We start from the raw sequence: 22635 nt of genomic DNA, 5'->3' as shown, positions 1-22635 counted from the left end.
AACGAATGGAAAAAGCCATTTTGGGATTGGACATCGGAGGAACAGGCATCAAAGGAGGTGTATTGATCAATGGACATCTAGAAGATATCCGGTCGATCGCTACTCCTGCCCATCAAGATAAAGAACATATCCTGGAGACGATTGCCTTGTTTATCGAGTCTTATCTGCATCATGATGTCGCAGGAATTGGAATAGGAATCCCAGGCTTGGTAGATGTAAACGAAGGCATAGTTTTAGGCCTTGCAAATATCCCTGCTTTCCAGCACGTGGAACTCAGAAGATTTCTTGTTGAACGCTTCGCAAAACCGGTTTTCATCAATAACGATGCAAACTGCTTTGCCTTGGGCGTACATAAATATGGCGTTGGCAAAGAATTCAAAAACCTGGTCGGAATTACTTTAGGAACCGGCGTGGGAGGAGGAATTGTGATCAATGGTCATCTCTACAGTGGAGTTACTTCTGCTGCCGGAGAATGGTGCAGTGCACCTTATCTTGATAATAATTTTGAATATTACTGTAGTGGTAAATTCTTTCATAATTTTTATCATCAAAGACCAAAATCAATGGCTAAAATGGCCTTAAACGGTGACCCAACTGCCATCAAAGCATTTGAAGAATATGGACATCATTTGGGAGAATTGATAAAACACATCCTTTATGCCTTGGCTCCAGAAGCCATCGTTTTAGGTGGGTCAATCAGAAAGTCTTTCCCCTTATTTGAGAAATCCTTGTATAAAACATTATCCACTTTTCAGTACCCTACTGTTCTGGAAAAATTCCAGATTTTGCTATCAGAGCTTGACGAGACTGCAATTCACGGCGCTGTGGCATTAGTAGAAGTAGAACCTGAAGTGGTAAATAGTTAGTTAATAAGTTGGTTTAGATAGATTAAAAATGCGACTCTTTTTGAGTCGCTTTTTTTTGAAACAGTAAGGTCTTAGGAAATATCCCAAGGCCTTACTTTTATTTTGACTTTAGAAGAAATAAGAATTCTCTCCAAGCTATCAAATTCCTCTTCCAGAAGCCTTCAAAGGAATATCTGTCATATCCTGAACCATTACAGGTTTTCCAGACTCAATGCTATTTCTAGCTGCGATTCCAACTAAGATAGACATCGCCCCATCTCTACTTCCGGCAGATTGCCTCCATGGATCTGCTGCGGCGGGATCTTTGAAAATTTTATCCTTCAATCTGGTATCTCCTCCACCATGTCCACCTCCGCCATGAGGTACCACGATGATTTCACTTTCCCCAAAGTTTTTGGTCAGACGTATTTCATCCTTAGGCTCTTCTTTCCAAGGCTGGCTTTCCTTCACCCAAGCCTCCAAACGACCTTTAGTTCCATTAAATGCAATTCTATAACCTTCATAAGGTGAATAAGTCGTCAAGGAATAACTTACCTGAACTTTATTTTTATATCGGATCTGAACAGCCATTTTATCATAAATATTGATATCCTCTCGGAAAACACAACCATCCCGGTGGTAACCATCATATTTCTCATTTTCCACATAAAGCTTGGTCAGATGTTCATTTTTAGTCACATCCCAATAAAAGTCACACTTCCCTTTGTGAGGACAACTTCTGCACGTCTCTCCTCGGTAGGGACCATTCTTTCCGTAAAACTCCAGCTGACCGAAAGCAAAAACCTCCTCGGGATCTGAATCAAGCCACCAATTAAGTAAATCGAAATGGTGCGTTGATTTATGGACTAAAAGTGTCCCACTCTTTTCTTTATAGCCATGCCATCTCCTGAAATAATCCGCACCGTGAGAGGTGTTGAGATACCAGTGAAAATCAACGGAAGTAATATCCCCTATTTCACCTGCCCTCAACAATTCATAGATCTTTTGTCTATGTGGAGAATAGCGGTAATTAAACGTCACAATAAGTTTTTTACCTGATTTTCTTTCTGCATCAAGAATATCCTGGCATTTAAACTCATCTGTAGTCATGGGCTTCTCCGAAATGACATTTCTCCCAGAATTCAATCCTTTAATGATAAATTCATGATGGGTACTATCCATGGTAGTCACAATAATGACATCAGGTTTAGCCTCAGCTAACATTTTATCAAAGTCAGTATAAACCGGGCAATCCACTCCGATGTATTCTTTTGCATAGGCTACACGACCTTCATTTTTATCACAAAGTCCGACAAACTCCACCTGATCATTATAGACTTGTTTCACACTTCGACCAAACATCGTGGTCCCTCTGATGCCGGTACCTACCAAGCCGATTTTCATCTTTTCACCTGGTTTATCCCATAGAGTTAAGGCTTCTCCGATCGGGTGAATAAAAATAGAACCGGCCAATAAACTACCGGATTTAGCAAGGAAATCTCTTCTTGAATTGAAAGATTTTGTATTCATGGTTTTAAGGGTTTATTCAATTTGGATGAATAATATAATCAATTGATTTTTTTAACAACCTGAAACTTACGGAATCGTTTTTTTCTTGAATCCGTTTTGAAAAAAAGGGTTAATGAACTGATTTAGACTATTTTTGCGTCATGAATGCCATCAGCATGGACAGAACGATTTCTTTTGAAGGACTATTCCGGATCAGTAGACCTATCAATCTACTTATGGTAGCCTTTGCCCAAATCATGACTGCCTATTTTTTGGTTGGCAAAACAAATGCTGGCATCCCAGTTTTACAGGATTACAATTTATACTTATTGGTGTTTTCTACTGTGATTATCGCTGCAGCTGGATACATGATCAATGATTATTACGATGTGAAAATTGATTATGTCAACCGGCCAAATGAAGTAATAGTAGGCAAAGGGATAAAAAGAAGAGTAGTGATTTTCCTCCATACTATTTTGAATCTCACTGGGATATCACTAGGATTCATTGTTTCACCGAAAGTAGGTGTGGTAAATATAGTTGCCGCCTTCCTTCTCTGGATTTATAGTAATCGGTTAAAAAGAGAACCATTTATAGGGAATTTCACGGTGGCTCTTTTAACTGCCACGACCATATATTTGGTTGGGTTTTACTATCAAAAATCTGAATTGCTGATTTTGACCTACGCGATTTTCGCTTTCTTTTTAAACTTGATCAGAGAAATCATCAAAGACATAGAGGATCGTCCTGGAGATCGAAAACACGGTTGCAGAACATTGCCTATCGTGATCGGTTTTCATAATACCAAAAAGGTCATTTTTATGATCGCTTTGATTTTTGTGAGTTCGATCTTCGTAGTGACTTTCAAACTTGACCGACCTATTATATTCTATTATTTCGGTGGTTTGGGGATCTTTTTCAGTTACTTCATGTACTTGATTTATCAAGCTGATCGCAAAGACCAATTCTCCAAATTAAGTACCTATGCGAAAATCCTGATGCTTGTCGGAACGATGAGTATGGGATTATTGTAGAAATTACGAGGTAAGTAATGACCAAATTAATCGGATCTATTATTTCAAATTTCGAATAGATTCTCACTTCAATGCGCCATTCTTAGCAATTCCATTTCATCTTCCCTATTTTCAGGCAAATTTTTCGATTATGCTGAACAGCAAGCTGCTTGTCATCAAAATAGGATCCAATGTACTCACCCAGGAAAACGGCCTTCCTGACATTGAGCGCATGCAAAATCTCGTCAATCAAATCCAAAAACTGATTCAATCAGGCAAAAAAATCGTCTTGGTCAGTTCTGGAGCTGTTGCCTTTGGAAGACAGTCTATTCCGCTCCCCGAAAAATTAAACCCTGTTTTCAAAAAGCAAATCTGGGCCTCAACAGGCCAGGTGAGATTGATCAATCAATACCAAAGTCTTTTCGAAAAACACGATCAGGCAGTCGCTCAGATTTTGGTCACCAAAGAAGATTTCAGAGACAGGAAGCATTTTCTCAATATGAAAAACTGCGTTCAGGCATTGCTTTCGCAAGGAATCTTACCCATCATCAATGAAAATGATACAGTCACCATCACCGAACTGATGTTTACTGATAACGATGAATTAGCGAGTCTGACTGCGGCTATGATCAATGCAGATACGCTGATGCTTCTGACGAATGTGGATGGTATTTTCACCGGCAATCCATCTGACCCAAAATCCCAACTAATCGAAAAAGTGGCTTCCAGTATGCCGGAAGTCAGCAATTATATTTCAGCATCTAAGTCTTCATTTGGAAGGGGCGGAATGCTGACAAAATATGCCATGGCAAAAAAATCGGCCGATCTGGGAATTCAAGTGATCATTGCCAATGGTAAAAAAGATGAGGTACTTCAGGAGTTTTCTGACAAGACACTTCGGTGTACCTGGTTCGAACCAAAAAAGGCAAAGCAAGGAGTCAAAAAATGGCTAGCCCATGGAACGGAATATTACAAAGGCATCATCATAGTCAACGAAGGCGCCAAAGCCTCGTTAAATTCCGAAGTGATTCGAAGCCTCCTTCCTATCGGAATCACCAGCCTTGAAGGTGAATTTTCCAAGGGAGATATCTTATTGATCAAAGATGAAAAAGGTCATAAAATAGGCTTGGGAAGAGCTGAATATTCTAGCAAACATGCCTTGGAACGCATCGGGCAAAAAAACCAAAAAGCATTAATCCATTACGATTACCTCTATATTTTCGATCATGACTGAGTACCAATCTATATTTGAAGAAGTAAAAAAAGGAGCTCGAAAACTGACTGGAATCAGCAATGATCAGGTCAATTTCGTGCTGCATAATCTAGCTGCTCTTGCAGTGGAAAATGCACCTTTTCTTTTAGCAGAAAATGGTAGAGATCTTCTGAAAATGGATTCTGAAGATCCGATGTATGATCGCCTTTTATTGACAGAGGAAAGAATAGCAGCAATTGCTGGGGAACTAGTATCTGTCAGCGCTTTGCCAAGCCCCTTGCATCATGTTTTGGAAAGCAAAACCTTGGAAAATGGACTGTCTTTGGAAAAAATAACCGTGCCATTAGGCGTGGTGGGGATTATCTATGAAGCAAGACCTAATGTCACGTTTGACGTATTTTCACTGGCTCTAAAATCCGGAAATGGCTTAGTGCTCAAAGGCGGTTCGGATGCAGATAATTCCAACCGAGCGATCATGTCTCTCATTCACCAGGTTCTGGAAAACCATGGATTGCCAACTGCTGCATTTCAACTTTTGCCAGCCGAAAGACCAGCTACAAAAGCCTTGCTTGAAGCGGTTGATTATGTAGATGTGATCATCCCTCGCGGTTCGCAAGGTTTAATCAATTTCGTGAGAGAAAACGCCAAAGTTCCGGTGATAGAAACCGGTGCAGGAATCGTCCATACCTATGTGGATGAATCAGCAGATTTGGAAAAAGCAAAGGCAATAATCTTCAACTCGAAAACCCGAAGACCAAGTGTTTGTAATTCGTTGGATTGTTTAATTATTGACGAAATAAGGCTCTCGGATTTAAATTCTTTACTTGACCCATTATTGGAAAAAGGTGTTCAGGTTTTTGCTGACGAAAAATCTTTTGAAGCTTTAGAATCAAATCCATTGATCCAAAAAGCAGATGAATCGCATTTTGGAACCGAGTTTCTAAGCTTAAAAATGGCTATCAAAACTGTTTCATCAATCGATGAGGCTTTAGATCATATTGCACAATACTCCTCCAAACATTCAGAGGCGATTGTTTCCGAAAGTCCAGAAAACATCCAGCGCTTCTTGTTAGAGGTAGATGCCGCTGCTGTTTATGAAAATGCATCCACAGCGTTTACCGACGGAGCTCAATTTGGACTTGGAGCGGAAATAGGGATCAGCACTCAAAAACTTCATGCCAGAGGCCCAATGGCCCTGAAGGAATTATGCAGCTATAAATGGATAATAAGAGGAAATGGACAAGTGAGGACATGAAGTAAGAAAGCTGAATTCAAATGGCTGAAAAAAATCAAGTTTAAAAATATAGCGCCTTCACGCCATTGCGGAAGAATTCCTTTAATTTCGCAGGTATCCAACAAAACCTCCAATCAATTGAAACGTCTAGCAATTCTAGCATCGGGAAGCGGCTCAAATGCCGAAAAAATAATGGCTCATTTTCGGCATTCTGATAAAGCAGAAATCGCCCTGATAGCTTCAAATAAGTCCGATGCATACGTTTTAGAGCGAGCAAAGAAATTTGACGTACCCACTTTCACCTTTTCCAAAAAAGAAATGGATGCTGGGGTCCTTCTTGAGAAACTTCAGGAAGAAAAAATTGATTGGGTGATTTTGGCAGGTTTTCTTTTAAAAATCCCAGTCGAACTGACACGTGCTTTTCCAGATAGAATGTTGAATATTCACCCAGCATTATTACCGAAATATGGAGGAAAAGGCATGTATGGAGCCCATGTTCATGAAGCTGTGAAAGCTGCAGGAGAAAAAGAAACCGGTATTACCATCCACTTAGTGAATGAAAATTACGATGAGGGAAAAATCGTCTTTCAAGCTTCCACTGCAATTGATGAACTTGACAATCCGGATAGCATTGCTGCAAAAGTCCATGAATTGGAACATAAGTATTTCCCTCAGGTGATTGAGGAATTGCTCCTAAAGCAAGAGGATCAATAAGTTGATCCGTTAAACTTGATTACTTTTCTAAATAAATTATTTGTCTAACCATTAGCAAAAGGCATTTTCTAACCTCACCAATCACACCAAATTGGCCTCTTCTGTTTAATCACCCAATTACTTTGATCGGGATTAGATTTCAAAATAAAGACATCAAACTCCTGACTTTTTCGAGTTCTTCCCAAATTATATTTTATTTACCCTCTTTAATCTCTTTTTTCCTACCTTTGCAATCCGCTTTTGCGGACAAGGTTATCCTTTAGAAATCAAACAAATCCATTCCCAAATGGCTACAAAAAAAATTCAATCTGCCTTAGTCTCTGTCTACTATAAAGACAATCTTGAACCTATTATCGCTTTATTGAAAAAACACGGAGTTACTATCTATTCCACAGGTGGTACTCAGAAGTTTATCGAAGAGCAAGGTGCTGAAGTTGTTCCTGTTGAAGAATTGACCAGCTATCCGTCTATCTTCGGTGGAAGAGTGAAGACCCTACACCCAAAGATTTTTGGAGGTATTCTATATAGAAGAGACAATGATGGAGATCTTTCCCAGGCAGCAGAATTTGATATCCCTGCGATTGATTTAGTGATTGTAGATTTGTATCCATTTGAAGAAACTGTAGCTTCTGGAGCATCTGAAGCGGATATCATTGAGAAAATCGATATTGGTGGTATTTCTTTGATCAGAGCTGCAGCTAAGAATTTCAAAGATGTGATCATCATTGCTTCTAAAGATCAGTACAAAGAATTGGAACAGAAATTAGCGGACCAGGATGGAGCAACTACCATCGAAGATCGTCGCTATTTCGCCGCTCAGGCATTCCAGGTTTCTTCTAATTATGACACGCATATTTTCAATTACTTCAACAGAGTTGAAAATATCCCTGCTTTGAAAGTTTCTGAAAACAAAGCTAAAGCGCTTAGATACGGAGAAAACCCTCATCAAGCAGCTCATTTCTATGGCGACATGGATGCACTTTTTGACCAGTTGAACGGAAAAGAGCTATCTTATAACAACTTGGTAGACGTAGACGCAGCAGTGAATTTGATCTCTGAATTTAAAGGAGAGACTGCTTTTGCAATTTTGAAACATACAAATGCTTGTGGCGTTGCTTTGGCACCTTCTGTAAAGCTAGCTTACCAAAAAGCATTTGAAGCGGATACTATTTCTGCATTCGGAGGTGTTTTGGTCACCAATCAAACTGTCGATAAAGATGCTGCTGAAGAAATGCACTCTCTTTTCTTCGAGGTATTAATCGCTCCAGACTTCACTCCTGAAGCTTTGGAAGTGTTGACTTCCAAGAAAAATAGAATTTTGCTTCGTCAGAAGATAGATCTTCCTGGAACAAAAATGATGAAAACCCTTTTGAACGGGGTAATCGAGCAGGATAAGGATTTGGCCACTGAAACCAAAGCTGATTTCAAAGTTGTAACCCAAGAAGCTCCTACTGAAAAAGAAATGGAAGCAATGGTTTTTGCAGCTAAAATCTGTAAGCACACGAAGTCAAACACCATCATCTTGAGTAATGACAATCAGATGTTCTCTTCCGGTGTCGGTCAAACCTCAAGAGTGGATGCTTTGAAGCAAGCAATCACAAAAGCACATGAGTTTGGATTCGATTTGAATGGGGCAGTAATGGCATCTGATGCTTTCTTCCCATTCCCTGACTGTGTGGAGATTGCTGGAAAAGCTGGAATCACTGCAGTAGTTCAGCCAGGAGGATCCATCAAAGATCAGTTAAGCATTGACTATTGTGATCAGCATGGCATGTCTATGGTGATGACAGGAGTAAGACACTTCAAACACTAATTCTGGATACTAGATTTTAAAGCCAAGAATCAAGACCTTCGGAATTATTTATTTCGAAGGTCTTTTTTATTAAATCGCAAACATCATAATCTCTACATTGCAAGAGCTTGCGTCATTTTTTTAAAAAGTGAGTCTTAAGTCAAAGTTTCTAGATCAGAAAAATATTATAAATAAATCATCCTATAAAATTATTAATTTCGTTTATTTATACATCTGGTTTTAAATCATTTAGAAAATGAAAAACGTGCTCAATTATTTTTTGCTTTTTAGTTTAGTTTGGTCCATTACAAGTTGTGAGGTCGGGATAAAAGAGGAAGACATTTTGGAACCTAAAAATGAACCCTATTACTCTTTTGATCTATTGATTCAAAAAGCTGTGCCTTCTCAAACTAAACCTAACAGGGTCACGAGATATCAACTAGATAGATTCATGAATCATAAAGACAAATACTATGACGCTCTGGAAAATGAATTAATGGATATTTATCTCAATGAATCATTGGATACTACAGGGATCACTATCTATTCGTACTCAGAGGATTTAGTTCAGGAATTAAACCACTATTCGAAAAACGAAATGGGGTACTTTCTTTCCTCCACTCTTAAATACCATTATAATTCGGATAATACCTTGAGTCAAACCACGAGAGATGGAGAAAATTACATGTTATATAAATACAATTCCCTTGGTCAAATTAGCGAAATCCTATTGGGATCAAACCTAGAGGTAGCTGATGTCTATTATTATTTTTATGATGAAAATGGAAGAACAATCCGCCAAAAATGGGGTAATCAGAATATTGATGATGTTCCAATACGTGATTGGCACTATATCTATGATGAAAATGGAAAACTCTTATTCAAATCCATCCCTTATTCTCCCTCAGGAGAGCTAATTCCAATGTTTGTCTATTCTTATGACGATCAAGATCGAATGATTCTTGAAGAGGAGCTATATCCTGAATATGGGTTTTCTTCGTATTTCAAAACATTTTACAGCTACAGCACAGTAAACTGAGTTTGGATTAGCATTCTCTTTCATTTCCAAGTCTTAATCCCCTATTTTGCAGCCTGAATCATTTTTGGGCTTTTCCCGTTCTTGATTCTTTATACTTGAATCTTGATTCTATCAATGAAATCGCATCAATTAAAGCTTTACAACACTCTTTCCCGCAAGAAAGAGAACTTCCAAGCCATTAACCCACCTTTTGTAGGATTATATGTCTGCGGGCCAACCGTCTACGGAGACGCACATTTGGGACATGCCAGACCTGCAGTTACGTTTGACACAGTCAATCGATATCTAACTCATCTTGGATATCGCGTCAGATATGTCAGAAATATCACAGACGTAGGACACCTTCAAGGAGATGCTGACGAGGGAGAAGATAAAATTGCTAAAAAAGCCAAACTCGAGCAGTTGGAACCGATGGAGATTGCGCAGCAATACACGGATTCCTACCATCGTGACATGGCCTTATTAAATACTTGGAAACCGAATATCGAACCAAGAGCAACAGGTCATATTCCGGAGCAAATTGCCTTGGTCGAAGCCATTCTAAAAGAAGGATTAGCTTATGAAGTTAATGGCTCTGTGTATTTCGACACTCTGAAATACAATGAGAAAACTCCTTATGGGAGACTTTCCGGCAGAGTCATCGACGAGTTGATGAGCGGAAGCAGAGACCTTGACGGTCAAAGCGAAAAGCGTAATCCAGTTGATTTTGCACTTTGGAAAAATGCAGCACCAGAGCACCTGATGAAATGGGATTCACCTTGGGGAGTGGGATTTCCGGGATGGCATTTGGAGTGTACAGCTATGAGTTCCAAATATCTCGGAACCAATTTTGACATTCACGGAGGTGGAATGGACTTGATGTTCCCACATCACGAATGTGAAATCGCACAAGGAAATGCATGCAATCACAAGGATCCTGTCAACTACTGGATGCACAATAACATGATTACCATCAACGGAAAGAAGATGGGCAAATCTTTGGGCAACTTCATCACATTGCAGGAGCTTTTCAATGGAGACCATGACTTATTGGAGCAGGCTTATAGCCCAATGACGATTCGTTATTTCATGTTGACAGCCCATTACCGCTCAACTTTGGACTTCTCCAATGACGCGCTGAAAGCAGCACAGAAAGGATATAAAAAACTGATCAACGGACTGCGAATAGCCAAAATGCTGGAATATCAAGCTGCAGACGTTGAAGTGGATCAAAAGCAAATAGAGCAGATTGAAAACAGCATCACCAGTGCATATAGCGCAATGGATGATGACTTCAATACAGCACAGGCTATTGGCCATTTATTTAATTTGTTGAAAAAGATTAATTCCATGTACACTGGACAACTTCAGTCTGCAGTACTTGGAGAAGAAGTGTTTAATAAATTGATTTCAACATTTATCACGTTTGTAGAAGATATTCTTGGACTGATTGAGGAGAAATCTGATTCTCAAAATAAGATGATCCAATTGCTTTTAACACTTTATTCTGAGGCAAAAACCGCTCGTGATTATGCCAAAGTAGATGAAATCAGAGCTGGATTGAAAGACCTTGGTTTTGTTGTCAAAGACATGAAAGATAAAATTGACTGGGCATATGAAGAATAGAATTTGGATTCTGGGTTTATTCCTACTGGCGGTTGCTTGTAGCTCTCCGGAGAAGAAAACCGAGACAGTAGCGGAAGTTCCTGCAAAGCCATACCCTTCATTTAGTCCTGATTCAGCTTACTCTTTCATCCAAAAGCAAGTGGATTTTGGGCCGAGGGTACCGGGAACAGCCGGCCATGAAGCAACTAAAAACTGGATCATTTCAAAGTTTGAAAGCTATGGCCTAAGTGTGAGCACCCAGGACTTCGAAGCTAAAACCTATGATAATCTAACTTGGAATCTCAGCAATATCATCGCATCCTATAATCCAGAGGCTAAGAAGCGCATTATGCTTTCAGCGCATTGGGATAGTCGAAGAATTGCCGATAAGGATTCTCAGGACATGGAAAAACCGATTGATGCGGCTAATGATGGTGCAAGCGGGGTTGGCGTTTTAATTGAAATTGCCAGAACCATTCATGCACAAGAATTGAAACCTGATGTAGGAATTGATTTCATCCTTTTTGATGGTGAAGATGATGGGGAGCCTGAGCAAACTACTGTTCGTAATACTTCTCAGGATTTCTGGTGGTGTTTAGGATCACAACATTGGTCCCAAAATAAGCATATCCCTAACTACAGTGCCTATTATGGGATTTTACTGGATATGGTCGGAGCCAAAGGAGCTAAATTTTATTACGAAGGTTATTCTAGACAATACGCTTCGGGGATTCTTAGAAAAGTCTGGGAAAATGCCGCAAAAATCGGTCATAGCGACTTTTTTGTAATGCGTGATGCAGATCCAATTTTAGATGACCATGTATTTGTGAATGCCAAAGCAGGTATTCCTATGGTTGATATCTTGGACTTCTCGCCCGACTATGGTTTTGGTCATTATCATCACACGCACAGCGATAATATGGAATTGATTGATCGCCGAACCTTGCAAGCTGTAGGAGAAACTGTTTTATTTACAGTTTACCAAGAGTAAATAACTTATCTTTCCAATTCACTTCTGTCTAATGTGCAATAGAATGCGCTTTAGCTAACCAAAATTTACCCATGAAAAAAGGGCATCAGGTAACAATGAAAGAAATCGCCAAGAAATTAGGCGTATCGGTTTCTACCATTTCCAGGGCCTTGAAAGATTCTCCAGAATTGCATCCGGAGACCAAGAGGAAAATTGTGGAAATGGCTAAGGAGATGAATTATCAGCCGAATCTTCTTGCACAAAGTTTACGAATCAGCAGGACAAAAACTCTTGGTGTGATTGTTCCAGAGATCACCTCACACTTTTTTGCGTCTTGTATTTCTGGTATTCAGGATCAAGCTACCACTCGTGGATACAATATCATGATCTGCCAGTCCAACGAGCATTTGGAATTAGAAATTGCCAATATCAAAACCTTGGTATCTAGCCAGGTAGATGCGCTTTTGATTTCATTAAGCCGAGAGACTAACCATTACGAACACCTTTTTGAGTTGTATAATAGAGAAATCCCTTTTGTGCTTTTCGATAGAGTACAAGAAGATATTCCAGTTTCAAAAGTTACTTTCAATGACGTAGGTGGAGCCTATCAGGTCACTAAGCATTTATTGGAAGTGGGATGCAAAAGAGTCATGTATGTTTCTGGACCTGAAGATTTGTACATCAGCAAAAAAAGGAAAGAAGGTTATTTAAAAGCACTTTCAGAATTTGGGGTAGCAGAAGATCCAAGTCTTATCAAAATCACTGATTTGACTACGGAAGGTAATATGGCTGTCGCAAAAGAAATACTTCAGATGGACAATAGGCCAGATGGCGTTTTTTGTATGATTGACCCAGTGGCAGTGGAAGTAATGATGCACTGGAAAAGCCAAGGAATCCGAATTCCTCAAGATATTGCACTTGCAGGATTTACAAACAATCCTGCGGCTGCAGTGGTGGAACCTCCATTGACTACTGTATTACAGCCAGGTTATGAAATGGGTAAACTAGCAGTAAGCCATTTGCTGGATCAGCTCGATGGCATTGCTTCGGATGATCCTATTTCTATTGTTTTGGAAACCACACTCATCCCTAGAAAATCCACCGAAATCAGTCATTAAATGCGTGATTTGATCACAACTTCTTTTCTTGAGATTTTTTCTCAGGAACCTATTCTTGCTTTTGCCCCTGGAAGGATCAACCTAATTGGAGAGCATACCGATTATCAGGAAGGTTTCGTTTTTCCAGCAACAGTAGCCCAAGGAATTTGGGTAGGAATTCAAAAAAACAACACGAATTCAGCAAATATCCATTCCCTGGATTTCAAAGAAGATTTTGTTTTTGATGTGACTTCCTTTTCTCCAAAAAAGGGACATTGGGCAAATTATGTGATGGGGATGGTGGCTCAGTTTAAGCAGGCTGGATACCCTGTAAAGGGTTTCAACATGGTTTTTGGAGGGACAATACCGGTAGGCTCTGGGTTATCTTCTTCAGCAGCTTTGTCTGTTAGTATCGGAACAGCTCTTTCCGGACTTTTTGAATTCAAAATACCCAAAAAATCCATTGCGCTCTATGCGCAAAAATCGGAACAACTTTTTGAGGGTCTGAATTGCGGTATAATGGATCCTTATGCTTCGGCATTTGGCAAGGAAAACCATGCTCTATTACTGGACTGCAGATCAAACAGCCATGAGGAAGTTCCTATAGCTCTGGAGAAATATTGCCTGCTTCTGGTAAATACAAAAGTAAAACACAAGCTGGCTGATTCTGCCTACAATAAGAGACGTGCTGCCTGTGAAGAAAGCGTCCGTATACTCTCCGATACTTTCCCCGGGATCAAAACCCTTCGTGACTTAAAAGAATCTCAACTTGACGCAGTGAAAAGCATTTTGCCGGAAGATTTATTTCCAAAAGCAAAACATGTCATCTTAGAGGATGCCCGAGTTCATCAAGCTGGAGAAAGCTTAAAGAAAGGAGATTTGATCAGGTTTGGGGAATTAATGAAAGCCTCTCACGAAAGTTTGAGCAAAGACTATGAGGTGAGTTGTGCCGAACTAGATTTCCTTGCTTCAGAATCTTGGGAGAAAGACTATGTTTTAGGTTCAAGGATGATGGGTGGCGGTTTTGGTGGATGCACTATAAACCTATTGGAAGAAATTCACTTAGCTGATTTTAAAAATTTTATCTCCGATCGCTATCAGGAAAAATTTGGCATTGAGCCTGATTTCATTGAAGTCAAGCTATCTGACGGAGCTCATTTGGTGGATTAATCAAAGATTTTTTTTTGTTCATCCCACAGTCTATTGTCTCAATTAGAAGAAATTGAAATTTCTGATTTAAATATCAGTTGATTTTCGGTTATTTAGGGCGAATTATTTTATAATTCCCTAATTTCCGAAAATTTTGATATTATGAAATTCCCAAAAAACCTACGTAACCTGCTACTATTGGTAGTACTTGTAAGTTTGGGAACCTGGAGCTGTAAGAATAAACGCTCGGGTACACCAAAAGTACTTGTATTCAGCAAGACAGCAGGATTTCATCATGAATCTATTCCTAATGGCATTGCAGCCATACAAAAACTCGGTGCTGAAAACGGCTTTGAGGTAGATACTACTACTCAGTCTGAAAAATTCACCGAAGAAAATCTAGCCCAGTACTCGACAGTCATATTTTTGAGTACTACTGGCGACGTTTTAAACAACTATCAAGAAGCCGACTTCGAAAGATACATTCAGGCAGGTGGTGGCTACGTGGGTATCCACGCAGCAGCTGACACTGAGTACAATTGGGGCTGGTACGGCAGACTTGTTGGTGGATACTTTACAGATCACCCAGGTATCAACGACCCAAATCCTAATGTACAGCCAGGAGCTATCACTGTAGTGGATGCAAACAATCCTGCGACTTCTTTCCTTCCAAACCCTTGGGAAAGAACAGACGAGTGGTATAGCTACAAAAACATGAACCCTGAAGTGCATGTGCTCTTAAATCTTGATGAAGACTCCTACAAGGGAGGCTTTGATATGGGAGAGCATCCAATCGCATGGTTTCACGACTTCGACGGTGGTAGAGCATTTTATACCGGCGGAGGTCACACGGATGAGTCCTACACCGAAGAGCTTTATTTGAAGCATTTATTGGCAGGTATTCAATATGCAATCGGAGACAACCTTGAGCTTGATTACAGCAAAGCAAAATCAAAGAGAGTTCCTGAGGAAAACAGATTCACCAAAACTCCTTTGGCAGTAGGTGAATTCACTGAACCTACCGAGATGACCATCCTTCCAAACTTGGACATATTGGTTGGACAAAGAAGAGGAGAGATTTTATTCTTCGATAATGAAACAGAAGAATTAAAGGAGATTGCGAAGTTGGACGTGTATTGGAAAACTGAAGTAAAGGGTGTGAACGCAGAAGAAGGCTTAATGGGTATCCAGAAAGATCCGAATTATGCTGATAACGGGTATGTGTTTGTTTACTATGCACCTGCAGGTGATGAGGAAATCAACAGACTTTCAAGATTTACTTTCAAAAATGATACTTGGGACATGGCTTCTGAAGTCGTGATCTTGGACGTTCATTCTGATAGAGATATTTGCTGCCATACTGGTGGATCTATTGCGTTTGATAAAGATGGAAACTTGTTCCTTTCTTTGGGTGATAACTCTACTCCTTTCAACCAACAAGATTCTAAATATGTAAACAATGGCTTTGCACCGCTTGACCAAAGACCAGGAAGAGAGCAATTTGATGCTAGAAGAAGCTCAGGTAATGCAAATGATCTAAGAGGTAAGATTCTTCGAATCAAAGTAAACGAAGATGGTTCTTACGACATTCCTGAAGGAAACTTGTATCCAGTAGGAACAGAAGGAACAAGACCTGAAATCTATGTACAAGGAAACAGAAACCCTTACCGAATTTCAGTTGACCAGAAAAACGGATATTTATACTGGGGTGAAGTTGGCCCAGATGCCAATGCTGACAGTATGGCTACAAGAGGTCCTAGAGGTTATGATGAGTTAAACCAAGCGAGAAAAGCTGGTAATTTTGGCTGGCCTTACTTTGTAGGGAATAACTACCCATACCGTGAGTTTAATTATGAAACAGGTGAAGTAGGTGCAGCATTCGATCCGAATGGCCCACAAAACAATTCAGTAAACAATACTGGAATTAAAGATCTTCCGGAATTGGCACCAGCATTTATCTGGTATCCATATGCTGCTTCCCCAGAATTCCCATCTTTAGGTACAGGAGGCAGAAATGCTATGGCAGGTCCAGTTTATTACTCTGACTTGTATACTGCGGACACGAAATTCCCAGATTACTACGATGGAAAAATCTTTATCTATGATTGGATCAGAGGTTGGATTAAGGCTGTAACCATAAAAGAAAATGGAGATTTTGATAAGATGGAGCCATTTATGGCAAGCTCTAAATTCAATGCTCCTATCGATATGGAAATGGGCCCAGACGGAAGAATCTACATTCTGGAATACGGAAATGGATGGTTCTCCAAAAACCCTGATGCTGGATTATTTAGGATTGACTTCAATGGCGGTAATAGAGCTCCTGAAGTAAGTTCTATTAGCGCTGACAAAACTTCTGGTAAAAACCCATTGACTGTCACCTTTACAGCAAAATCTTCTGATCCAGAAAATGATGCCTTGACCTATACTTGGGACCTTGGAAATGGAGAAACCAAAACCACTGACGTTCCTACATTGACTCATACTTTCAATGCAATTGGAGAGTACGATGTGAAAGTGACCGCTGCCGATCCGGCTGGTTTAACCGGTGAAAGTGGCTTTGCAAATGTGTATTCAGGAAATATTGCTCCGGAAGTGAAGATCAATATCAAAGGAAATCAGTCATTCTACTTCCCTGGCAAAAAAGTCGCTTATGAAGTAACTGTTTCTGATGCTGATCATCCTGAAGCTTCCAATGATTTGAGTACTCTGTACGTTTCTGCAGATTACATCGAAGGAATGGATCAGGCAGAATCTGATATGGGACACAAGGTAATGACCGAGGCGATGATTGGTAAATCATTGTTCACGACTTTGACTTGTAAAACTTGTCATAAAGAAGCAGAAGCTTCAGTAGGCCCTGCCTATGAAGATGTAGCTAAAAAATACAGTGCTAGAGATATTGATTATCTGAAAAACAAAATCAAAAACGGAGGCGGCGGCGTTTGGGGAGAAACTGCCATGCCAGCAAATCCTGATTTGAAAGATTCTGATTTGAATGCATTGGTAGCCTATATCCTGTCTCTGGGACAAGAAAGCACTCCTTCTTTACCAGCTTCTGGAAGCATTGATGCTACTTTAGGCAAGAAAGCTGTTCCAAATGGTGTCTTGATGATCAATGCTTCTTTCACTGATCAAGGTGGAGAAAACATTAAGCCTTTGACTGGATCATCTACTTTAATCCTGAAAGGAAATACAGTGGATATGGGTACTACAACGGACTATGCTGGAGGATATAGCAGCATGAGCTATGATGGTAACAATCTGGTTATGGTTCCTAAAAATGAAGCTTCTTTTGCCTTAAATGGAATTGATCTGACAAATGTAGGTTCTGTGACAGCTATTAGTGTAACAATGGGTAGCCTGGGTGATGAATACGAATTTGAATTGAGATTAGACAGCCCTACTGGTGAGTTGGTCGGTTCAAAAACTTTTACTCAAGGTCCTTCAAATGCTCCAGAAGGAGCTCCAAACTTTGCCCCATTTACTATTCCAGTTACTGGAAATGCAGATGGCAAGCTGCACAAACTATTTGTCATCACGAAACCAAAAAATGATGGTGGTGCCGGAACATTTATTATCTCAGGTATGACTTTCAATTCAAAATAATAACCAACCTTATAATCAACAAAAAGCCATCCTCAGTTTGGGGATGGCTTTTTTCTTGTATTGAAAATCTAGGTTTTGGAAACAATCGCCTGATGAAACCAAATAAGCTTATTCTCCAAATACCTTTTTCAGAATCAAACTTTGAATAGCTGTCGGCTCTATTTGTTTTTCAGAAGTTAGAGATTTATCAGATGCGAAAAATACAGGATGATCCAGCTTATCTTCTGGAATCCTTCCATGAGCTCCTTTTACCAAGCTAGCGTCCAATGGAATTACATCCATCAAATACCTGAATCCCAATTTCTTTTTCAAAACCTTCATACCCACTTTGACCATAGGAAGCTTGAATTCAGGATTAACAAATAACTCTACAGGATCATATCCTGGCTTTTGATGAATCGCAACGCATCTTGCATAATCTGGGGCTTTGGCGTCGTCCAACCAGAAATAATAGGTAAACCAGGAATCTTTATCAGCAACCACTACAAAGTCTCCAGATCTCTCATGATCCAAGTGGTACTTTTTCTTCCCTTCCTCATCCAAAATCAACTCAACTCCAGGAGTTTCTTCCAAAAGCTTTTTAACCAAAGGAAGATCTTTTTTGTCTTTTACATGTATATGCGCCAACTGGTGATCTACCACTGCAAAAGCGCGACTCGTCCCTGCATCCAGCGTTTCTAATCCTAATTCATCTTTTACCTGAATCAACCCTGCTTTTCTGAAAACCCGGTTCAAGTGAACAGGATTATTTACAGAAGTTATTCCATATTCAGAAAGCAAAATCACTTCTGCTCCTTGCTTCTCATAATATGTGATCAAATCTTCTAGAACAGCATCAATCTCATTCAGATCTTTAGAGATTTTCGAGAAATCAAGCCCATATTTTTGAAGCCCGTAATCCAAATGTGGAAGATAGATCAATGTAAGCGTAGGGTTCTTCCACTCATCGACTTTTTTGGAAGCTTCAGAAATCCATTTCGTTGAGGAAATATTCGTATTTGGTCCCCAAAAAGTAAATAATGGAAACTGTCCCAATTCCTTTTGAAGGCGGTCTCTCAAGTCCATCGGATGAGTATGGCAATCAGGAATTTTTCTACCATCTGATGGATATAGAGGTCTTGGTGTCACCTGATAATCGGCAGTTGAATACATATTGTACCACCAAAACATATTGGAAACCGTAAAATTCGGGTCTTTTTCCTTTGCCAGATCCCAGACATTTTTGGCCTGAACCAATTTGTTGGACTGTCTCCAGAATTTGATTTCACACTCATCTTGGAAGTACCAGCCATTTCCGACGATCCCATGATCTGTTGGCCATTTCCCCGTCAAATAGGTCGACTGAGCAGAAGTAGTTACGGCCGGCAAAACCGGATTGATAGTGGCTTGATGTGACTTGGAAGTCCACTTTTTTAAAAATGGAGTATGTTCCCCAATCAGTCTTTGTGATAATGCTACCACATCTATGACGACTGTTTTTTTCATGCTTATTTTAAATTATCCGCTACCCAGGAAAGCTCTCTTATGATGGAGCTCTGTATATCGATGTTCATTCCTTCTGGAAGGACATCCCAGGTATAAGTTTCTACTTCAAGATGATCCGCGATCTTTTCTTTTTTTAGGAAATTCAACACTTCCAAAATATCTGACTGTGTCGATGAAACTTTCCCATAATCAGATAAAAAAACAGGCACATGAAAATGGATTCTCCATTCATTTTGATCGGTTTGATCTAATGCCTCCAGTGCTTGATCAAGATCTCTGAAAGACTCCAGTTTATCATTTTGATCTTTGCCAATCACTTGGTGCAAATACGTCGATTCAGCAAATGGCAATAAAGTGTTTCGAATTGCTGCTTTTTCTTCTATCGATTCTGGAATAGCCAATTTTAAGGCGGCAGAGATCTGAATTTTACCGATTTTAATCCCGGCTGCTTTCATCGCATTAAAAACATCCTCCGGCTTTTCGTACACCAAAGCAAAATGGCAAACATCATAGCAAAGTCGAATATGCTCTTTGATGGCTGACTCTGCATCTTCTCTGCTCATCGCCAAGGTGTCCATCAAATCTCTTGTTCCCATAGGAATCAACCAATCCTTGAAGTAGGCCAACATTTCGGCCGTATTCTCCAAAATCCCATCTGGCTCGGGTTCAATATCCAAGTGAAGAACCTTTCCAGTCTTTTGTTTGATTTCAATTAATTTGGCAACAACCTGGGCAAGGTGAGTTGTGGACTTGGTGATTGCTCGATCCAATTCTTGCTGATTATTAAACCAAAATCTATAAGAAAGTGGGGAAGTGGAAATTCCTCCTTCCATTTTTTCAGGAAGCAATTCAGCCAGAATTTCAAAAAGTCGAATAGTGTAATCTCTCCTTTCTCTGGTGGTCCAATCAGGAGTATGAACATCATCTTTTACTACCTGTCCATGAAATCCTCCGTAAGGGAAACCATTCATAGTAAACACGTAGCAGTTATTTTCTTCTAGCCAAGCTTTGAAAGTCTTCAGTTCACCTGGTTTTTGTAAAACCAAACTTGCCTCATTGGAAAGCCGAAGTCCGATACCAAAAGATTGGCTAGAAGCTAATTCTTCCTTGATATTCGGAATGTATTTTTTAAGATTATCGAAGGTTTCCTGCCAGCTTTCCCCAGGGTGAATATTGGTACAATATGTCAGGTGCGTTCCTTCTTTTATGATCATTTTTGTAATTTTTTCTTGATTAAAACCGAACTCAATTTGCGATAAGGCGGTCAGATTGAAAGACCTTCAATTTCTCAACTGCTTCAAGCACAAGAGACTGATCCATCTCATGAACTTCTTGGCCTTTGCCTAGTTTCGAAAGCAGCATAATGGTCAATTCACCACCTAAATGCTCTCTGAACTCTTCTAGTCCTTTGAGTAACATTTCGCCGGAAAGCACTTCATGATAAAGGTTGAATCCAAGTTCAGAAATCATAGAAATTATCCTGTTCAATTCACCTTCCGTTAGCATTCCTTTCAGGAAAGAATAGGTTGAGTCCAATGCAATCCCCATTGCCACAGCTTCTCCATGACGGATTTCATATTTGCTGAGATGCTCCATTTTATGCGCTGCCCAATGTCCAAAATCCAAAGGACGAGAAGAACCCATTTCAAATGGATCTTTGCCTGCAATATGATCCAAATGCATTTGTGCACATTTCACAATTAATTCCTGCATCGGCTCCATCTCACGGGAAGCCAAAGCTGTTGCATTTTTCTCAATCCATTCAAAGAAATCCAAATCCTTGATCAATGCCACTTTAATGGCTTCAGAAATTCCAGATCTCCAATCTCTATCATCGAGAGTTTTTAGGAAATTGAAATCATTCAATACTGCGAATGGAGGAGCAAACGTCCCTAAATAATTTTTCTTCCCGAAGAAGTTGATGCCATTTTTCACACCAACAGCAGAATCATTTTGAGAAAGAACTGTAGTCGGAATTCTTACCAAACGGATTCCTCTATGAGATACGGCTGCCGCAAATCCCACCATATCCAATACTGCTCCACCGCCGATTGCTACGATGTAAGAATGTCTGTCAATTCCATATAGATGAGTTGCCTCCACTACTTTTTCGTAATACTGAGGATCATTTTTGGAAGCTTCCCCACCTGGAACAATCAAAGGTTCAGCACAAAGCTTGAATTTCTCCTGATGAGCAGTGGCATAGGCTTTTACCTGCGAAATCAATTCAGGATGTGAATCTGAAACGCCACTGTCAATTACGAAAAACGCTTTTCCTCCTTTGCCATTATCAAGCAAGTCCGCCAAGGTTTGATCTCCAACATTGAAAATGTTCTCAGAGAAAATTACCGGATAGGTATAAGGCACAGCAAATTTTTGCTCAATTATTCTTTTCATCAATTACTCAATCTAAAACAGGGGCAAAAGGTTCTTTCAACTCGCAATTTATGGCTTTACTCCTTGCTTTGGCTTATGTTACAGCAAATTTTCTCGCCAACCATAAAGAAATTGGCAGCAAGATTAATACGAGTAATGCATACATCCATCCTGCAAATGCAGCAGACAGTGAAGCATTTAATATAATCAATGAAATCACGGCTGCTTTGACAGCTTTGCCGATCAGTTTCGGTTCCTGCTTCTTGATCGCTTTTATCAGAGGTGGGAATACCATGTAAACGAATAAGAGAAGAAAAGGCAGTACTTCCAGAGGCTTCCCTCCTAGCATAAATGCTAATGTTACAATACTTGCTACGATCAGGATATACATCGCCAAGCCTCCAAATAATGCTTTTCGGTTTTTTCCATGAACTTCACCACGACTAATCATCGTAATCGCCGCCACGAAAACAAGGGGGATTAAGCCAATAAAAGCATATTCTTGAACTAATTCAGGGATGACACTGATTCCTAATAGCAAATTAAAAGTTCGGCAAAGCCCCATATTGATAGGGCCTAAAAAGTTTTGATGCTTACCCCAGTAATCATATAACACTGCCAAAACTGCTACTGTCAATGCTATGATTGCCGAAGTAACAGTGACTTGGGCAGCGGCCACAACCCCCATCAGTAATAACAGGAAAGCCATAATCGAGGCACTTTTTACTGTTGCCCGACCGCTTGGGATAGGTCTTTCAGGACGCTCCACCGAATCGAGATCGGCATCAAACACATCATTAAAAGCTACTCCTCCGGCATATAACCCAATGGTGGAAAGTGCCAGCCAGCAAAGATCGGCCAAATACCCTCCTTCATTGGAAAAACCGGTAAGGTAAGCTCCCATCCCTGCGATGGCAAAGCCCGCCATAATATCTGCAATTGCCGTCACCACATTTGCTGGCCTTGTCAGCTGCAAATGGGCAAAAATCCTCGAATTACTCATGTA

Annotated in this window: 17 protein-coding genes; 12 read left to right on the top strand and 5 right to left on the bottom strand. The window is 40.0% G+C overall.

Annotation, left to right across the window (positions count from 1 at the left end):
* Positions 1-5 precede the first annotated feature (5 nt).
* Complete coding sequence (locus FHS59_RS22400) at positions 6-866, top strand: ROK family protein (RefSeq protein ID WP_184498471.1); 861 nt, start codon at positions 6-8, stop codon at positions 864-866.
* 138 nt (positions 867-1004) lie between these two features.
* Here the strand turns inward: FHS59_RS22400 and FHS59_RS22395 are convergent, their stop codons facing one another.
* Positions 1005-2375 (bottom strand): Gfo/Idh/MocA family protein, encoded by a 1371-nt coding sequence (locus FHS59_RS22395; protein ID WP_184498469.1) that lies wholly within the window; start codon positions 2373-2375, stop codon positions 1005-1007.
* A gap of 140 nt (positions 2376-2515) precedes the next feature.
* Here FHS59_RS22395 and FHS59_RS22390 point away from each other — a divergent pair, with 140 nt between their 5' ends.
* The 11 genes from FHS59_RS22390 (at position 2516) to FHS59_RS22340 (ending at position 17768) form a co-directional block, all read left to right on the top strand.
* Positions 2516-3388: a geranylgeranylglycerol-phosphate geranylgeranyltransferase gene (locus FHS59_RS22390; protein ID WP_246388583.1), complete on the top strand. Its 873-nt coding sequence runs from the start codon at positions 2516-2518 to the stop codon at positions 3386-3388.
* 130 nt (positions 3389-3518) lie between these two features.
* The gene (gene proB, locus FHS59_RS22385) at positions 3519-4601 is read left to right on the top strand and encodes a glutamate 5-kinase (protein WP_184498467.1); all 1083 of its coding nucleotides are present in this window, start codon (positions 3519-3521) and stop codon (positions 4599-4601) included.
* The gene (locus tag FHS59_RS22380; RefSeq protein ID WP_184498465.1) at positions 4594-5835 is read left to right on the top strand and encodes a glutamate-5-semialdehyde dehydrogenase; all 1242 of its coding nucleotides are present in this window, start codon (positions 4594-4596) and stop codon (positions 5833-5835) included. Before proB ends, FHS59_RS22380 begins: the two co-directional genes overlap by 8 nt.
* Positions 5836-5952: 117 nt before the next feature.
* The gene (gene purN, locus FHS59_RS22375) at positions 5953-6528 is read left to right on the top strand and encodes a phosphoribosylglycinamide formyltransferase (RefSeq protein ID WP_184498463.1); all 576 of its coding nucleotides are present in this window, start codon (positions 5953-5955) and stop codon (positions 6526-6528) included.
* Between the two features lie 286 nt (positions 6529-6814).
* Positions 6815-8341, top strand: coding sequence for a bifunctional phosphoribosylaminoimidazolecarboxamide formyltransferase/IMP cyclohydrolase (gene purH / locus FHS59_RS22370; protein WP_184498461.1), 1527 nt, complete (start codon positions 6815-6817; stop codon positions 8339-8341).
* Between the two features lie 235 nt (positions 8342-8576).
* Entirely contained in the window at positions 8577-9359 is a 783-nt protein-coding gene (locus FHS59_RS22365; RefSeq protein WP_184498459.1) for a hypothetical protein, read from the top strand.
* 114 nt (positions 9360-9473) lie between these two features.
* On the top strand, positions 9474-10964 hold the full coding sequence (cysS, locus tag FHS59_RS22360; RefSeq protein ID WP_184498457.1) for a cysteine--tRNA ligase: 1491 nt from the start codon (positions 9474-9476) through the stop codon (positions 10962-10964).
* The gene (locus tag FHS59_RS22355; RefSeq protein WP_184498455.1) at positions 10954-11934 is read left to right on the top strand and encodes a M28 family peptidase; all 981 of its coding nucleotides are present in this window, start codon (positions 10954-10956) and stop codon (positions 11932-11934) included. Before cysS ends, FHS59_RS22355 begins: the two co-directional genes overlap by 11 nt.
* Before the next feature lie 71 nt (positions 11935-12005).
* Positions 12006-13031, top strand: coding sequence for a LacI family DNA-binding transcriptional regulator (locus FHS59_RS22350; RefSeq protein ID WP_184498453.1), 1026 nt, complete (start codon positions 12006-12008; stop codon positions 13029-13031).
* Positions 13032-14180: a galactokinase gene (gene galK, locus FHS59_RS22345; protein WP_184498451.1), complete on the top strand. Its 1149-nt coding sequence runs from the start codon at positions 13032-13034 to the stop codon at positions 14178-14180.
* 141 nt (positions 14181-14321) lie between these two features.
* Positions 14322-17768: a ThuA domain-containing protein gene (locus tag FHS59_RS22340; protein WP_184498449.1), complete on the top strand. Its 3447-nt coding sequence runs from the start codon at positions 14322-14324 to the stop codon at positions 17766-17768.
* Between the two features lie 108 nt (positions 17769-17876).
* Here the strand turns inward: FHS59_RS22340 and FHS59_RS22335 are convergent, their stop codons facing one another.
* The 4 genes from FHS59_RS22335 to eboC form a co-directional block, all read right to left on the bottom strand.
* Positions 17877-19253, bottom strand: a complete 1377-nt coding sequence (locus FHS59_RS22335; protein WP_184498447.1) for an alkaline phosphatase family protein — start codon at positions 19251-19253, stop codon at positions 17877-17879.
* Between the two features lie 2 nt (positions 19254-19255).
* The gene (gene eboE / locus FHS59_RS22330; RefSeq protein WP_184498445.1) at positions 19256-20467 is read right to left on the bottom strand and encodes a metabolite traffic protein EboE; all 1212 of its coding nucleotides are present in this window, start codon (positions 20465-20467) and stop codon (positions 19256-19258) included.
* 31 nt (positions 20468-20498) lie between these two features.
* A complete protein-coding gene (locus FHS59_RS22325) occupies positions 20499-21650 on the bottom strand; it encodes a 3-dehydroquinate synthase (protein WP_184498443.1) in 1152 nt (383 codons plus the stop codon).
* A 73-nt stretch (positions 21651-21723) separates the two neighbouring features.
* A complete protein-coding gene (eboC, locus tag FHS59_RS22320; RefSeq protein WP_184498441.1) occupies positions 21724-22632 on the bottom strand; it encodes a UbiA-like protein EboC in 909 nt (302 codons plus the stop codon).
* Positions 22633-22635: the final 3 nt, after the last annotated feature.

Source organism: Algoriphagus iocasae, assembly GCF_014206875.1.
GTDB lineage: Bacteria > Bacteroidota > Bacteroidia > Cytophagales > Cyclobacteriaceae > Algoriphagus > Algoriphagus iocasae.
Note: the sequence above shows the minus strand (reverse complement) of the source record. Positions and strands in the feature narration are given on the sequence as shown.

Coding starts and splice junctions, on each gene's coding strand:
- FHS59_RS22400 (WP_184498471.1), top strand. CDS start 6: ATGGAAAAAGCCATTTTGGGATTGGACATCGGAGGAACAGGCATCAAA.
- FHS59_RS22395 (WP_184498469.1), bottom strand. CDS start 2,375: ATGAATACAAAATCTTTCAATTCAAGAAGAGATTTCCTTGCTAAATCC.
- FHS59_RS22390 (WP_246388583.1), top strand. CDS start 2,516: ATGAATGCCATCAGCATGGACAGAACGATTTCTTTTGAAGGACTATTC.
- proB (WP_184498467.1), top strand. CDS start 3,519: ATGCTGAACAGCAAGCTGCTTGTCATCAAAATAGGATCCAATGTACTC.
- FHS59_RS22380 (WP_184498465.1), top strand. CDS start 4,594: ATGACTGAGTACCAATCTATATTTGAAGAAGTAAAAAAAGGAGCTCGA.
- purH (WP_184498461.1), top strand. CDS start 6,815: ATGGCTACAAAAAAAATTCAATCTGCCTTAGTCTCTGTCTACTATAAA.
- FHS59_RS22365 (WP_184498459.1), top strand. CDS start 8,577: ATGAAAAACGTGCTCAATTATTTTTTGCTTTTTAGTTTAGTTTGGTCC.
- cysS (WP_184498457.1), top strand. CDS start 9,474: ATGAAATCGCATCAATTAAAGCTTTACAACACTCTTTCCCGCAAGAAA.
- FHS59_RS22355 (WP_184498455.1), top strand. CDS start 10,954: ATGAAGAATAGAATTTGGATTCTGGGTTTATTCCTACTGGCGGTTGCT.
- FHS59_RS22350 (WP_184498453.1), top strand. CDS start 12,006: ATGAAAAAAGGGCATCAGGTAACAATGAAAGAAATCGCCAAGAAATTA.
- galK (WP_184498451.1), top strand. CDS start 13,032: ATGCGTGATTTGATCACAACTTCTTTTCTTGAGATTTTTTCTCAGGAA.
- FHS59_RS22340 (WP_184498449.1), top strand. CDS start 14,322: ATGAAATTCCCAAAAAACCTACGTAACCTGCTACTATTGGTAGTACTT.
- FHS59_RS22335 (WP_184498447.1), bottom strand. CDS start 19,253: ATGAAAAAAACAGTCGTCATAGATGTGGTAGCATTATCACAAAGACTG.
- eboE (WP_184498445.1), bottom strand. CDS start 20,467: ATGATCATAAAAGAAGGAACGCACCTGACATATTGTACCAATATTCAC.
- FHS59_RS22325 (WP_184498443.1), bottom strand. CDS start 21,650: ATGAAAAGAATAATTGAGCAAAAATTTGCTGTGCCTTATACCTATCCG.
- eboC (WP_184498441.1), bottom strand. CDS start 22,632: ATGAGTAATTCGAGGATTTTTGCCCATTTGCAGCTGACAAGGCCAGCA.